Source organism: Modicisalibacter ilicicola DSM 19980, assembly GCF_900128925.1.
GTDB classification, from domain to species: Bacteria; Pseudomonadota; Gammaproteobacteria; order Pseudomonadales; family Halomonadaceae; genus Modicisalibacter; species Modicisalibacter ilicicola.
Genome location: NZ_FQUJ01000013.1, coordinates 55236 through 70515 on the forward strand (window position 1 = coordinate 55236; position 15280 = coordinate 70515).

Sequence of the window (15280 nt, forward strand, 5' to 3'; positions counted from 1 at the left end):
CGTTCCGGATGAAGACGCTTTCAGCCAGCCACTTGGCCAAGAGTTACAAGAACCGGCGCGTGGTGCAGGACATCAGCCTCTCCATCGCCCAGGGCAGCATCGTCGGCCTGCTGGGCCCCAACGGCGCCGGCAAGACCACCTCGTTCTACATGATCGTGGGACTGGTCAAGGCCGATGCCGGCGAGGTCGCCATCGACGACCAGGACCTCACCTCCGCGCCCATGCATCATCGGGCGCGGGCAGGCATCGGCTACCTGCCCCAGGAAGCCTCGGTCTTTCGCAAGCTGTCGGTCGCGGACAATATCCTGGCCATCCTGGAGACCCGCAAGGACCTCGACAAGGCAGGGCGGCATGCCCAGCTCGAGCACCTGCTCGAGGAGTTCCACATCGACCACATCCGCGACAACATGGGAATGAGCCTGTCCGGCGGCGAGCGTCGCCGGGTCGAGATCGCCCGCTCCCTGGCCACCGAGCCTGCCTTCATCCTGCTCGACGAGCCCTTTGCCGGGGTCGATCCGATCTCGGTCGGCGAAATCAAGAGCATCATCCGACAACTGCGCGAGCGCGGTATCGGCATCCTGATCACCGATCACAACGTGCGCGAGACCCTGGACATCTGCGACAACGCCTATATCGTCGGCGACGGCAAGATCATCGCCGAGGGCAGTGCCGAGGCGATTCTGGCCAGCCAGAAGGTACGCGAGGTCTATCTGGGCAATGAGTTCCGCCTCTAGCCAGGACGCACCGCCCTCGGTCCCGCGCAGCTTACCAACCAAACCTCAAAGCATTAGTTTACTAGTGGCACGATTATTGCTTTTTGTGCTTGCAAGCAGCCTCGGGCGACGCTAACGTGGTCTCAAATCACGACAGCGACCTCCGTTCATTATGGTAATGAAACCGACGCTGCAGCTGCGTGTCGGCACCCAGCTGACCATGACGCCCCAACTGCAGCAGGCCATCCAGCTATTGCAGTTGTCCACGCTCGACCTGCGTCAGGAAATTCAGCAGGCGCTGGAATCCAATCCGATGCTGGAGCTCGACGAGGCCTATGGCGAACAGGCCACGACCGAAGCCGGCGAGGAGCAGTGGGCAAACGACATTCCCGACGAGCTGGTGACCGACAGCGAATGGTCGGACACCTATCAGGATGTCGCCCCGAGCCGGGCCGGGGGGGAGGAAGGGCCTGACATCGAGCGCAACGTGATCGGCCTGAGCCTGCGCGACCATCTCCAATGGCAGCTCGACATGTCCGACATGTCGCCCCGCAGCCGTCAGATCGCCGACAGCCTGATCGACTCGATCTCGCCGGCGGGCTATCTCGAGGCCAGCCTCGACGATTTGACGGATGGCCTCAGGAACCAGGGGCTTGCCGGCCTCAAGGCCAGCGAAGTGGAGCAGATCCTGCTGCGTGTGCAACAGTTCGAGCCGACCGGCGTCGCGGCCCGGGATCTGCGCGAGTGCCTGCTGCTGCAGCTCGGCGCCCTGGACGACGACACGCCATTGCTGCCCCAGGCCAAGCGTCTGGTACGTCAGTTCCTGGAAGCCTTGGCCGGCAACGACCGCAAGATGCTCAAGCGGCGCCTGAGCCTCGACGATGCCCAGCTGGACAGCGTCATCGCGCTGGTTCGCACCCTCGACCCACGCCCGGGCCAGGCGTTCGACCATCACAGCGACAGTTATGTCACGCCGGACCTCATCGCCCGCCACACCGCCCAGGGCTGGCGTATCGAGCTCAACCCCGAGGCCCTGCCGCGCCTGCGCATCCAGCCGGATTACGCGGCGCTGATTCGCCGGGCCGACAGAAGCAGCGACAATGCCTTCATGAAGCAGCATCTACAGGAAGCGCGCTGGCTCATGAAAAGCTTGTCCAGCCGCAACGATACGCTGCTCAGGGTGGGTCGCGAGATCATGAGCCACCAGCTCGATTTTCTCGAACGCGGCGAAGAGGCCATGAAACCCCTGATCCTGGCGGACATCGCGCAGATCGTGGAGATGCACGAATCGACCATCTCCCGGGTTACCACCCAGAAGTTCATCCATACGCCGCGCGGGGTCTTCGAGCTCAAGTACTTCTTCTCGAGCCATGTCGGTGGCGGGGAAAACGAGGGAGACGCCTACTCCAGTACCGCCATTCGCGCTCGGCTCAAGAAGATGATCGGCGAGGAATCGCCTCGCAAGCCGCTCTCCGACAGCAAGCTGGTCGATCTGCTCGCCGAGGATGGCATCAAAGTGGCGCGTCGTACCGTCGCCAAGTATCGGGAGGCGCTGGGCATCCCTTCCTCCAGCGATCGCAAGCGCCTGGCCTGAACCACGCCCCCTGTCGCCGCGTCATCGCGTCCGACCGCACCAATGCCACTGCCGGCACGGACATAGCGTGCCGGCGGGGGTTTGCTAAGCTTCAAAAAGGGTTACAATCTTCGGACCATTTGCAGCAAGAGGAGCGTGCCATGCAAGTCAACATCACTGGCCATCATGTCGAACTGACCGACGCACTGCGTGATTACGTGAACGAGAAACTCGCGCGTCTGGAGCGGCATTACGACAACATCACGCGCGTTCAGGTAACCCTGTCGGTCGAGAAGGAGCGCCATCAGGCGGCCTGCACGCTACACGCAGCCGGTGCCGACCTGCATGCCGAAGCCGAGAATGGCGACATGTATGCAGCCATTGATGCATTGGCCGACAAGCTTGACCGCCAGCTCGTCAAGCACAAGGAAAAAACCCAGGCCCGCGCCCAGGGCGCCGGCGCTCGCTGACCTTGCCAATGTCTCTGGAAACCATCCTGCCTCCCGAGCGCGCGCTCTTCGCGGTGCCCGGGGGGAGCAAGAAACGGGTGCTGGAATTCTTCAGCACCTTCATCGCGCAGAACACCCCCAGCCTGGACAGCCAAGAAGTCTTCGGTCGCCTGATAGGCCGGGAAAAGCTGGGCAGCACCGGCATCGGGAACGGCGTGGCCATCCCTCATGCGCGGGACCCCCATTGCAAAGCCCCCGTTGCCGGCTTCCTCAAGCTGCAGGAACCGATCAACTTCGATGCCATCGATGGCGAGCCCGTGGACCTGATGTTCATCCTGCTGGTCCCCGAGGCCGCCGACGACACCCATCTGGCGCTGCTTGCCCAGGTGGCCAGCCTGATGAACGATGCCGAGACTCGCTCGCATCTACGCAAGAGCGAAAGCCAGAGCCAGCTCTACGATACGCTGATCCACGCCATTCGCGGCCTCGAGGATGCAAAAAACGGTGATGCAGGGAATCCTTCCTAGATCGCAGGTATCATCGGCATCGGCTTGAATCATCCTGGCCCTAAGGAATTGCTGAATAAATCGCCGAACGAAATGAAGTGCAAGGCGCACGGAGCGCAGAAAACGAGACATAACATGGGGTTAGGCGAGTTTTCTAGCACCGCGCAACGCAGCAATTCGTTCGTGTAGGCATTTATGCAGTGATTCCCTAACAGCTTCGAGTCAATCACAGGGGCGCCATCATGCAGCTCGTGATCATCAGTGGCCGGTCCGGTTCCGGAAAATCCATCGCCCTGCAGGCGCTGGAGGACCTGGGGTTCTACGCCATCGACAACCTGCCCGCCATGCTGCTCGATGACTTGATCGACGAACTGCAGCAGGACGAGGCACGACGCTCGAACATCGCGGTCAGTATCGATGCACGCAATCTGCCGACGGCCCTCAAGCGCTTCCCGTCGCTGCTCGAGGAAATCCGCATGCGCAGCATCGATTGCCATGTGGTCTATCTCACCGCCGAAAACAAGATCCTGCTCGAGCGCTACTCGGCGACGCGTCGCCGCCACCCCTTGACCCGGGACAGCCAGATGACCCTGGCCGAGGCGATCGAGTCGGAAGAGCACGCCCTGGCCCGGATCCGTGACCTGGCCGACCTGGTGATCGACACCTCGCAGCTCTCGGTTCACGACCTTCGCGGGCGCATCGCCAAGCAGGTCGCTCACCACTCCAGCGACCAGCTGACCCTGACCTTCGAATCCTTCGGATTCAAGCGTGGCGTACCGCTGGACGCCGATACCGTGTTCGATGCCCGCTGCCTGCCCAATCCCTACTGGGACCCGCAATTGCGCCCGTACGATGGGCGTGACGGCGAGATCGTCGCCTTCCTGGAGAGCTATTCCGATGTCGTCGCGATGGCCGACGACATTCGCGGCTGGCTGGAGCGTTGGCTGCCGGCCTATGTCGCCAGCAATCGCAGCTATCTGACGGTCGCCATCGGCTGCACCGGCGGCCAGCATCGCTCCGTCTACCTGTGCGAGCGGCTGGCCCATCATTTCGCCGGCGAGTTTCGGGTACGTCTTCGTCACCGCGAGCTGGGCGTTCTCACTGCCGTGGGGAGCGACGAATGGCCCGGCGTGAACTGACGCTGACCAACCGCCGCGGATTGCATGCACGCGCGGCCACCAAGCTGGTGCAGTGCTGCCAGCCCTTTGACGCCCAGGTGACCATTCACCACCAGGGTCGCAGCGCCCAGGCGGACAACATCATGTCGCTGCTGATGCTCGCCGCCCCCTGCGGAAGCGTGCTGCTGATCGAGGTCGAGGGCCCCCAGGCCGCGGAAGTCCTCACGGCGCTGGAAGCGCTCTTCGAGGCACGCTTCGACGAGGATAGCTGACCCCCCTTCTCTCCTCGCCCATGGCAGTGTTGTGGGCGCTTATTTATCGAACAGCGTTCTCTTTTATTCGCCCCCCTCCCTGGCGATGCTAGAATGGCGCGAAACCCGCGGTACGACAAAGGACGCCGACTGCCATGAGCAAGAATCCGGAAAAGCTCCAGCCTAAACTGGCCAGGCTCAATGACGCCCTGGAAAGCGGTGCCCTGGAACAGGCCCGGCGCATGCTCAATCGCGGTCTAGCGCCCGTGGATGTCGCTCATCTGCTGGAGTCGACGCCACCCAAGGAGCGCAACGTCCTCTGGGGACTGATCGAGCCGGAACTCCAGGGCGACGTGTTGCAGTACCTGGGCGAGGACATCCAGACCGAGTTCCTCAATCGCATGGATGCCCAGCAGCTGGTCTCGGCCACCGAGGGCCTGGATGTCGACGACCTGGCCGACCTGCTGCAGCGTCTGCCCAACACCGTCACCCTCGAAGTACTCGATTCCATGGAGGCCCAGGAGCGCCAGCGCCTGGAGACGGTACTCTCCTACCCGGAGGATACCGCCGGCGGGTTGATGAACACCGACACGCTGACGATACGCCCGGAGATCACCCTGGACGTGGTGCTGCGCTACCTGCGCCGGCACGAGCGCCTGCCGGACACCACCGACAGCCTGCTCGTGGTCACCCGCGGCGACAAGCTGATCGGCAGCCTGCCCATCAACCGCCTGCTGGTGTCGGACCCTTCCATGCTGGTGCGCGAGGTGATGGATACCGACATGGTGACGATCCCCGCCACCATGGAGGAAGCCGATGTCGCCAACCTGTTCGAGCGCTTCGACCTGATCTCGGCCCCGGTGGTCGGCGTCGAAAGCCACCTTCTCGGGCGTATCACCATCGACGACGTGGTCGACGTGATTCGTGGCGACGCGGAACATCAGGTCATGAGCATGGCGGGCCTCGACGAGGAAGAAGACACCTTCGCGCCGGCCTGGCGCACCAGTCGTCGCCGCGCCGTCTGGCTGGGCATCAACCTGATCACCGCCTTCATGGCCGCCGCGGTGATCGGCATGTTCGAGGGCACCATCCAGCAGGTCACCGCCCTGGCGGTGCTGATGCCCATCGTCGCCAGCATGGGCGGCATCGCCGGCTCCCAGGCCCTGACCGTATTGATCCGCGGCATCGCCCTGGGCCATGTATCGGGGAACAACGTGCGCTGGCTGCTCAACCGGGAACTGATCGTCGGCGCCCTGAACGGCGTGCTCTGGGCGCTGGTCGTGGCGGCGATTGCGGTGTGGTGGTTCGGCGACATGACCCTCGGCGGGATCATCGCCGCGGCCATCGTCATCAACCTCTTGATCGCCGCCCTCTGCGGTACCCTGCTGCCGGTGCTTTTGAAGAAGCTGAAGATCGACCCGGCCCTGTCCGGCAGCGTGATACTGACCACCGTCACCGACGTCATCGGCTTCATGGCCTTTCTCGGCCTGGCCACCTACTTCTATCTTTGAATCAAAAATGGCCGCGACAAGTGTGCGGCCATTTTGACTGGTTGCACGCAGGCGATCAGCTGCCTGCCACCGTCATGTCGTCGATCAACCAGCTGCCGGTGTGGATGCTGCCACGCGTGTCGGTGTCGTCACCCACCCCCAGCAGGTTGGCGAACATGGCCTCGAGGTTGCCGGCGATGGTGAACTCCTCGATCGGGTACTGGAGCCTGCCCTCCTCGACCCAGAAGCCCGCCGCGCCTCGCGAGTAGTCGCCGGTCACGCCGTTGACCCCCTGCCCCATCAACTCGGTGACCAGCACGCCGCGATCCATCCGCGTCAGCAGGTCGGCCTGCGTCGAGAGCGGGGCATCGATACGCAGGTTGCGCGCCCCGCCGGCATTGCCGGTCGTGGTCATGCCCAGGCGTCGGGCGCTGTAGGCCGAGAGCATGTAGCTGGCGATGCGCCCCTCGTCGACGAAGACGTTGTCCCGGGTGTAGACCCCGTCGTTGTCGAAGGGCGAGCTCGCCATGCCGCCGACTTCTCTTGGCTTTTCCATGAGGGTGAACCACGCCGGGAACAGCGACTTGCCGAGGCTGTCGCACAGGAACGAGGCTTCGCGGTACAGCGCCCCGCCGGCGATGGCGTTGAGGAAGTGCCCCACCAGCCCGCTGGCCAGTTCCGGCGCGAACATCACCGGCAGGCGCCCGGTCTCGGGGCGTCTTGCGCCCAGACGACGCAGGGTGCGCTCGGCGGCGCTGTGGCCGATGGCTTCCGGCGAACTCAGGTATGCCGGGTCGCGCACGCTGCTGTAGTCGTAGTCGCGCTGCATGCCCTGGGCGTCCCGGGCGATCAGCATGCAGGAAAGCGAGTGGCGGCTGCCGCGCTGGCCCGCCAGAAAACCGTGGCTGTTGCCGTAGACGCGCACTCCCTCGCCACTGGACAGCCCGGCACCATCGGAATTGGTGATGCCCTCGACCGCTCGCCCGGCCCCCTCGCAGGCCAGGGCCAGTTCGATCGCCTCGTCGGTCGACAAGGGCCAGGGGTGGTGCACCTTCAAGTCGGGAAACTCCGTCGCCATCAATTGTGCCTCTGCCAGGCCGGCGGCCGGGTCCTCTCCGGTATGGCGGGCGATCGCGATGGCCTTCTCGACGACCGCGCGGATCGAGTCCTTGCCGGCGTCCGAGGAGGAGGCACTGCCCTTGCGCTGGCCCACGTAGACCGTCACGGCGATCCCCTGGTCACGGGACAGCTCGACACTCTCCACTTCGCCCATGCGCACGTTGACACCGGTTCCCTGATCGACGCTGGCCCCCACCTCGCAGGCATCGGCCCCGAGCTTGCGCGCCTGCTCCAGGGCAGCGGCGACCCGAGTCTCCAGCAGCGCCTGCTGGGCGGCGGCATCGAAAGCCTGAGTCATGTTGGTCTCCTTGTAGCGAGGCGGGCTGGTATACTGCGCCCTCCTCCCAATGCTGATGGTAATGGCATGTCATTCGAATCATCCGCCGACCCGGAAGGTCGGCCAAGCAAGACCCAGCGCAAGCAGGAGATGCAGGCCCTGCAAGCCCTGGGTGAACGAATCATCGCCTTGTCCGAGGCGCAGCGTGCCCGCCTGCCCCTCTCGGACGACATGTTGGCGGCCGTCGAGGAAACCTCGCGCATCCGCTCTCACGAAGGTCGCCGCCGCCACATGCAATACGTCGGCAAGCTGATGCGCCGCGAGGATATCGACGGCATCCAGACGGCCTTCGATGAATTCGAGCGCGAGAAACTGCGCCGCGATCACGCCTTCCATCGTCTGGAAAAATGGCGTGACCGACTCATCGACGGCGACAGCGACGACCTGGAAGCCTTCATCGCCGACTACCCGGATGTGGACCGCCAGGCGCTACGCCAGCTGATCCGCAATGCCCGCAGCGAGCGTCAGCGCGGCAAGCCGCCGACCAATGCGCGCAAGTTGTTCAAGCTCATTCGCGACACCGCCGGTATGTAAGAACCTTTGAAACTCCTTTCACAACCCGTGGAATAATGGCCATGTTCCCCCGTGGGAACTCGCTTCAGTGAGCGAGGGTTAATCGGCAATCGCCCGATAAATCGGGCTCCCACCACCCCCACGGCCATGTTCCCTCGTGGGAGCTCGCTTCAGCGAGCGAGGGTTGATCGGCAATCGCCCGATAAATCGGGCTCCCACCACCCCCACGGCCATGTTCCCTCGTGGGAGCTCGCTTCAGCGAGCGAGGGTTGATCGGCAATCGCCCGATAAATCGGGCTCCCACCAACCCCATGGGCATGCCCCCCGTGGGGGCTCGCTTCAGCGAGCGCAGCCGCTTCATGCTCAGGACTGGGTGCCGCCGACGGTCAGCTCATCCAACTTCAACGTCGGCTGACCGACCCCCACCGGCACCCCCTGGCCTTCCTTGCCGCACACTCCGATGCCGGTATCCAGTTCCATGTCGTGGCCGATCATCGAGACCCGGCCCATCGCCTCGGGGCCGTTGCCGATCAGGGTGGCGCCCTTGACCGGCGCGGTGATGCGCCCGTCCTCGATCAGATACGCCTCGCTGGCCGAGAACACGAACTTGCCCGAGGTGATGTCCACCTGGCCACCGCCGAAGCTCACCGCGTAGAGACCGCGCTTGACGCTCTTGAGAATCTCTTCGGGGTCGTCCTGGCCGGCCAGCATGTAGGTGTTGGTCATGCGCGGCATCGGCATGTGCGCGTAGGATTCGCGGCGCGCGTTGCCGGTGGGCGCCATGTCCATCAGCCGGGCGTTCAGCTTGTCCTGCATGTAGCCGACGAGGATGCCGTCCTCGATCAGGGGCGTGTAGGCCCCCGGGGTGCCCTCGTCGTCGATGGTCATGGAGCCCCGGCGATCCGCCAGGGTGGCGTCGTCGACCACGGTGACGCCGGGCGCCGCGACCCGCTGGCCCATGCGTCCGGCGAAGGCGGAACTCTGCTTGCGGTTGAAGTCGCCTTCCAGGCCGTGGCCTACCGCCTCGTGCAGCAGGATGCCCGGCCAGCCGGGGCCCAGGACCACGGGCATCTGACCGGCGGGGGCGTCGACGGCCTCGAGGTTGACCAGTGCCTGGCGCACCGCCTCCCTGGCAAAGCGTTCGGCGACGTTCTCGTCGCGCAGGCGCGACATGGCATAGCGTCCGCCGCCGCCGGCGCTGCCGCGTTCGCGGCGCCCGTTCCTGGCCGCGATCACGCTGACGTTGAAGCGCACCAGGGGGCGAATGTCCGCCGCCAGGGTGCCGTCGCTGGCCCGCACCAGCACGACTTCGTGGACCCCGGTGAGCGAAGCGGTCACCTGGGAAACCGACGGGTCCGCCGACCGGGCGATGCGATCGGCCTGCTTGAGCAGGGCGATCTTCTCCTCGGCGGTCAGGCCAGAAAGGGGGTCGACGCCGGCATAGCGGAGCGGCGCCGCGGCGGCATGCACCGGCTGGCCGTTAAGACGTGCGCCGCTGCGCGCGATGCCGGAAGCGGTGCGTCCGGTCTCGGCCAGGGCCTCGGCGGTAATCTGGTTGGAGTAGGCGAAGCCGGTCTTTTCCCCGGCCAGGGCACGCACACCGACGCCGCCATCGATGTTGTAGCTGGCGTCCTTGACCTCGCCGTCCTCCAGCACCCAGCTCTCGTGCCAGCTGCGCTGAAAGTAGAGGTCGGCGTAGTCGATACCCGCGCCCAGTGCATGATCCAGCCCGGGGTCCAGCGCCCCGGCATCCAGACCGCCCGGGGTCAGGAGGGTGGCGATGGCCTCGTCGAGAGGCGATTGCGTCAATTGCGTCATTCGGCATTTTCCACGGTGATTCGCGGCGAGGCCCAGGAGCCCTGCACGCGATAGTAGATTCGCGTGACCTTGTCGATCCAGCCGCCGAACATCTTGTCGGCCAGGAACAGGGCGCCTCCCACGTAGGGAGCGCCGATGAGCACTGCCGCCAACGGCAGGTTCTGGCTGATCGGCACGGTCACTCCCAGCGACAGGTCCAGTTGGCGATGAATCAGGTCCACGCTGCCATCGAGGCTGAACTGGGTGGAGGGACCGTCGATTTCAACGGGCCCGCGCGTTTCCAAGCGTCCATCGTACAGGGTCGCGTCGCCCTGCACACTGTCGAAAGCGGTGCCGCGTCCGGTCACATCGGTGAAGTCGAGGCGCAAGCGCCGCAGCAGATTGTCGATGTTGAGCAGACCGATGAGTTTCGCCGAGGACGAGTCCAGGGTCAAAAAACGGCCATCCCGCAGCGTCGCCCCGATGTTGCCCCGGGAGCGCTCCAGAGCGAATTGCCAGGGTGCGCCCGGCCAGGCGAGCTGGGTGCGGACATCGGTCTCTTCGCTGCGCAGCGCCACCGGCTGATCGAGGGACTCGAACAGCGTCCCGATATCCCCCCCGGTCAGGGCGATGCGGGAGCGGGTGAGACTCGCCTGAGGCCCTGCCGATTCCCAGGTCAGTTCCCCTCCGACCTCCACCTCACCCAACCTCAGGGAGAGCGGTGCCACGTTCAAGCGCTGCGAGGACGCTTCCCATTGCGCCGACAGGGGGCCCAGTTCCCGTCCCTTGCGCAGGATGCGGTCGATCGTGATCCGCCCATCGGGCACCAGGCTCAATGTGCTCGGCAGGGGCACGGCATCGGGTGTGGTGGCGATCTCTTCGGCCAGTTCCGGCGACGTCGGCGGCGTCTCCTCGATCAGGCTGTCCAGGGCCAGGCGCGTCAGCGACAAGGAGAGCGACTGGGCCTGTCCGGGCCGATACTCGCCCCGCCCCTCGACCAGGCTTCCACCCAGGTCGAATCGCCAGCCCTGGGGTTGCGGCTGCAACGCTGCCTGCAACGACCCCAGGCAGCGTTGCTCCAGGAGCAGGCACTGGGTGTCGATCTGCACATTACGCAGCGAGGGCAGGCTTTCTCTCGGCGCGGTACTCTGATCGCCATCGAATGCCCCGAGTCCGGCAAGCGCCGACTGCCACCGTTCGATGTCGATACGCGGCGTCTGCCAGACGAACTGCCAACCGGCGCCATTCGGCCATCGAAGGGTCTCGGGCCAACGCTCCAGCCAGACCTGCCCCTGGCTCGAGTCTTGGTCGAGGCTGCGCCAGCCCAGGCGCATCCGGTCGGCGACCACCACACTCAGGCGCTGCCCCGGGATCGTGTCGACCTGCAGTGCAACGCCTTCAGCCTGGCGCTTGCCGAAGGGGGCGGGCAACTGGATGCCCAACCCCTGAAGATTGCTGTCGATGCTCAGTCGCGGCCGTTCGCCCGCGAGGTCCAGCCTCGCGGTGTAGGGAAAGTAGCCGCTCAGCAGGCTCTCCAGCTCGCTCATACCGGCCCATTGCAACAACCCGCGGGCCAGGGCGCGGCCTTCCAGCACGATGCCGTCGCCCCCGACATCGAAGTCGGCCAGCAAGGGGCCCTCGAAGGCACGGGCCCCCAGGGTACCGGTCAGGAAATCGTCCCCGGACGCATGTCGATAGCGCAGATCGCCGTTGAGATTGCCCAGGCTAAGATCGACCTCGGAGAACGTCAGTTGCGGCGCATCGACCCGCGCCGCGACTTCCAGTTCCAGGGCATCGGTATCGCTCATGGGTACGCCCAGATCCACTCGACCGTCGACACGACCGTCACTGCGCCATTGGGCGAAGACGTCACTTCCCTCGATCGGGCTGGCGGCAAGAAAGTCGAGCAGCGCCTGGGTCGAGCCACCGACCGGCGCCTGGACGGTCAAGCGTTCATCCTCCAGGGAGACCTCGCCTCCTTCGCTGACCAGGCCGTGGGTCTCGGCATGCGTCACCGAGGCCCGGAGGCTTTCATCGTGCAGGGTCAGCTCGCCGCCGACATTCTCCAGGGCCGGCCACTCGGGATCGTAGGGCAGCCGCCCTTCTTCGACCTGCAGGGCCAGCCGCAGTTCACCGGTGAAGGGCTCGTCATCGTCGACGCTGGCGTCCTGACCTGCTTCGCCACTGCCCTGGCCGGGATCGTCGTCCAGGGTCTGGCGCAGATAGAAGCTACCTTGCGGTACCCGCCCGGCGATGCCTCCCGACAGCCATTCGAGCAACTCGGCATCGAGCACCTTGACCGGCAGCCACGCCACCAGGGGGGTATCGATCGCATTCACATCCCGGAAGTCGAGGCTCAACTCCAGCTCCGGCGGCGCCCGACGCGGCGAGACGAAGCGAAAGCCACCCTCGACGCGGGCGTCCCGCCAGGTGAGATTCAGGTCCTCGCCGCCGACACTCAACCTGCCTTCGTCCAGGACCCAGTCGACCTCACCTCGCGCCTCGGACAGTTCCAGAGGATCTGCAAAAACCTCGGGGAAGGCGAGCGTCATGTCTGCCAGCCCTCGAAAACGTACACTACCCTGGCCATCCTGCGCTTGCACCCAGGCATCCAGCGGGCCGCCTCCGGGCGCGCCTTTCCAGGGCGACACGGCCGCGCCCTGCAATGCCGCCCGAGCCTGCCACTGCCCATCGCGCCAGCCAAACGCCAGTCCGCTGACGCGACCCTCGGGCGAGAGCGTGTCAAGGGTGCGCTGCAACGCCTCGGGAAGCGGCAGACGCTGCATCCAGCGCGACAGCAGCCCCAGATCGAAAGCGGTGCTGTTCAGCTGCCAGCCCTGGTTGTCTCCCTCGGCATGCAGGCGCTCCGGCAACGGCGAGGGCTCACCCTGGTCGTCGGTCATGGACAGGGAGTTGATCCAGGCTTGCCAGTCATCCCTTTCGCCGCGAAGCCACTGTGCCTTCGCGGCGATATCGTTGAGCACCAGGGGATCGCCGCTGCCGTTCAGGGCCAGCCGGTCGATGCCGAGGGTGGCGCGTACGTCCTCCAGGCGCCCGGCGTGCCACCGCCCCCAGAGTTCTGCCTCGCCACTGATGCTGTCCACCTGCGCGGCCTGCTGGCCGGTCAACACAGCGCCCAGACGCGACAGCACGCTCAGGTCGGCCCGTGCCCGCAGCGCGGCATTGAAATCCTCGAGCCCCCGCTGCCCGGGCAGGACCTCGAGGACCGTCTCGATGGCCCGTGCTTGCTCCCCCTCGACGAACAGCTCCCCCTCCAGGTGAGCACGCTTGCCATCGCCGGTCATCAGCACCCGGGGCGCAACCAGGGTCACCTCGCCATCGATGCCGTGCAACGCCAGGCGCAGGTCGTCCACGACCGCCTGCTGGCGCAGCAATACGCCGACCGCGGCATCCACCGTCTCGATCTCGAAATCGGTCTCGGGAACCAGTTCCGAGGGCATGTCGGCCGGTTCCGGCCACCTCCAGCGGCCACTGTCATCCTGATAGAGGTGCAGCGTCGCCCTGCTGATGCGCGTGTCGGCGAGTACCGGATAGCCGGCACGCAGCGAGGCCAGGACATCGAGTCGCGCCCGAGCGTGTTCGATGTCCAGAAGCGGGACAGAGCCTGGGCGGATGTGCGATGCCAAGTGCAGGTCGTCGATCGCCAGGGCCGGGTCGAGGCCATGAACGCTTCCCTGCAGCTCGCCCAGCTGCATCGTGGCATCGAACTGGCGCGTCAGCCGCTCGTTCAGCTCGCCGCGCAGCAGGTCGATCTGACTGATCGCCAGGCGCAGGCCACCCGACAGCAGGGCCACAAGCACGAGCCCCACCGCGACCAGCGTCAATGCCCAGCGCAGGATAATACGGTACGCGCTCATAGGGCTACATCAGCACGATGTCGTACTGCTCCTGGGAGTAATGCGCCTCGACCTGGAAACGAATGGTCTTGCCGATGAAGATCTCCAGGTCCGCCACCGCCGAGGACTCCTCGTCGAGCAGGCGATCGACCACGGCCTGGGAGGCCAGCACCATGTAGGTATCGGGGCTGTAGGCACGCTCTTCGCGCAGGATCTCGCGAAAGATCTCGTAGCAAACGGTTTCCGGCGTCTTGAGGGTGCCTCTGCCCTGGCAGGTCGGGCAGGGCTCGCAGAGGATCTGTTCGAGGCTCTCCCGGGTACGCTTGCGGGTCAGCTGCACGAGCCCCAGCTCGGTGACACCGGTCAGCTTGTTCTTGGCGTGGTCGCGTTCCAGGGCCTTCTCGAGCACCCGCAACACCTGGCGCTGGTGTTCGAGATCTTCCATGTCGATGAAGTCGATGATGATGATACCGCCCAGGTTGCGCAGGCGCAGTTGCCGGGCGATGGCGGTGGCCGCCTCGAGATTGGTCTTGAAGATCGTCTCTTCGAGATTGCGATGCCCGACATACCCGCCGGTATTGACATCGATGGTGGTCATTGCCTCGGTGGGATCGATGACCAGGTAGCCCCCGGACTTCAACTGCACCTTGCGTCCCAGCGCCTTGAGTATCTCGTCCTCGACGCTGAACAGGTCGAAGATCGGCCGCTCGCCAGGGTAGTACTCGATGCGTTCGGCCATGCCGGGCATGAACTCCTCGGCAAAGGCCATCAGCTTGTGGAAGTTCTCCCGGGAATCGATGCGCACCTTCTCGATGTCGTCGCGCATCAGATCGCGCAAGGTGCGGATGAACAGGGGCAGATCGTCGTAGATGCAGCTCGGCGCCGGAGCATCGAAGCGCCGTTCGCCGACCTTGCGCCACAGACGCAGCAGGAACTGCATGTCCGTGGTCAACTCCTCCTTGCCCACGCCTTCGGCGGCGGTACGAATGATGAAGCCACCGGGCGCCTCCTGATCGAGCTCGCCGAGGCACGCCTCGACCAGCGAACGCAGGCGTTCGCGCTCGCCGTCATCCTCGATGCGCTGCGACACCCCGGTGTGCGGCGAGTCGGGCATGTAGACGAGGTAGCGTGAGGGTACCGAGAGGTGAGTGGTCAACCGCGCGCCCTTGGACCCGATCGGGTCCTTGGTCACCTGCACCACCAGTGGCTGCCCCTCGTGGAGCAACTGGCTGATAGAGACCTGCTCGTCGTTGGGCGTGTTGGGCGGCATGACCTCCTGGGCGTGGATGAACGCGGCCCGATCCAGACCGATATCGACGAAGGCCGCCTGCATGCCCGGCAGCACCCGGGCCACCTTGCCCTTGTAGATATTGCCCACGATGCCCCGCCGGCGGCTTCGCTCGATGAAGGCTTCCTGCAGTACGCCGTTCTCGACGACGGCCACCCGGGTCTCCATGGGCGTCAAGTTGATCAATACTTCACCGCTCATGCGGGGATCCTTATCGCTGGGGCGTAAAACGATTATGACATAGCCTTAGCGCTTTGGGCTCTGCCCGA

Annotated in this window: 12 protein-coding genes; 8 read left to right on the forward strand and 4 right to left on the reverse strand. The window is 65.2% G+C overall.

Annotation, left to right across the window (positions count from 1 at the left end):
* The first annotated feature begins 8 nt into the window (after window positions 1–8).
* The 7 genes from lptB to mgtE all read left to right on the forward strand — a co-directional run bounded on the left by lptB (window position 9) and on the right by mgtE (window position 6121).
* Window positions 9–734 (forward strand): LPS export ABC transporter ATP-binding protein, encoded by a 726-nt coding sequence (gene lptB, locus BUA41_RS14115; protein ID WP_072823986.1) that lies wholly within the window; start codon window positions 9–11, stop codon window positions 732–734.
* 151 nt (window positions 735–885) lie between these two features.
* Entirely contained in the window at window positions 886–2307 is a 1422-nt protein-coding gene (locus tag BUA41_RS14120; RefSeq protein WP_072823988.1) for an RNA polymerase factor sigma-54, read from the forward strand.
* 140 nt (window positions 2308–2447) lie between these two features.
* Window positions 2448–2756: a ribosome hibernation-promoting factor, HPF/YfiA family gene (gene hpf / locus BUA41_RS14125; protein WP_072823990.1), complete on the forward strand. Its 309-nt coding sequence runs from the start codon at window positions 2448–2450 to the stop codon at window positions 2754–2756.
* Between the two features lie 8 nt (window positions 2757–2764).
* Window positions 2765–3262, forward strand: coding sequence for a PTS IIA-like nitrogen regulatory protein PtsN (ptsN, locus tag BUA41_RS14130; RefSeq protein ID WP_072823992.1), 498 nt, complete (start codon window positions 2765–2767; stop codon window positions 3260–3262).
* A gap of 221 nt (window positions 3263–3483) precedes the next feature.
* The gene (gene rapZ / locus BUA41_RS14135; RefSeq protein ID WP_072823994.1) at window positions 3484–4380 is read left to right on the forward strand and encodes an RNase adapter RapZ; all 897 of its coding nucleotides are present in this window, start codon (window positions 3484–3486) and stop codon (window positions 4378–4380) included.
* Window positions 4362–4631, forward strand: a complete 270-nt coding sequence (locus BUA41_RS14140) for an HPr family phosphocarrier protein (protein WP_072823996.1) — start codon at window positions 4362–4364, stop codon at window positions 4629–4631. Before rapZ ends, BUA41_RS14140 begins: the two co-directional genes overlap by 19 nt.
* A gap of 134 nt (window positions 4632–4765) precedes the next feature.
* Window positions 4766–6121 carry a magnesium transporter gene (gene mgtE, locus BUA41_RS14145; RefSeq protein WP_072823998.1) on the forward strand — a complete coding sequence of 452 codons (1356 nt, stop codon included), beginning with the start codon at window positions 4766–4768 and terminating at the stop codon, window positions 6119–6121.
* Between the two features lie 55 nt (window positions 6122–6176).
* On the opposite strand, the gene pmbA is transcribed toward mgtE, so the two are convergent.
* On the reverse strand, window positions 6177–7517 hold the full coding sequence (pmbA, locus tag BUA41_RS14150) for a metalloprotease PmbA (protein WP_072824000.1): 1341 nt from the start codon (window positions 7515–7517) through the stop codon (window positions 6177–6179).
* Between the two features lie 66 nt (window positions 7518–7583).
* Here pmbA and yjgA point away from each other — a divergent pair, with 66 nt between their 5' ends.
* A complete protein-coding gene (yjgA, locus tag BUA41_RS14155) occupies window positions 7584–8090 on the forward strand; it encodes a ribosome biogenesis factor YjgA (RefSeq protein WP_072824002.1) in 507 nt (168 codons plus the stop codon).
* A 342-nt stretch (window positions 8091–8432) separates the two neighbouring features.
* On the opposite strand, the gene tldD is transcribed toward yjgA, so the two are convergent.
* Genes tldD through rng form a run of 3 tightly spaced genes read right to left on the reverse strand, consistent with a single transcriptional unit; the run spans window position 8433 to window position 15212 of the window.
* On the reverse strand, window positions 8433–9887 hold the full coding sequence (gene tldD, locus BUA41_RS14160; RefSeq protein WP_072824004.1) for a metalloprotease TldD: 1455 nt from the start codon (window positions 9885–9887) through the stop codon (window positions 8433–8435).
* Entirely contained in the window at window positions 9884–13744 is a 3861-nt protein-coding gene (locus BUA41_RS14165) for a YhdP family phospholipid transporter (protein ID WP_072824006.1), read from the reverse strand. The genes tldD and BUA41_RS14165 overlap by 4 nt, the downstream gene beginning before the upstream one ends.
* 4 nt (window positions 13745–13748) lie before the next feature.
* On the reverse strand, window positions 13749–15212 hold the full coding sequence (gene rng, locus BUA41_RS14170) for a ribonuclease G (protein ID WP_072824008.1): 1464 nt from the start codon (window positions 15210–15212) through the stop codon (window positions 13749–13751).
* Window positions 15213–15280 lie beyond the last annotated feature (68 nt).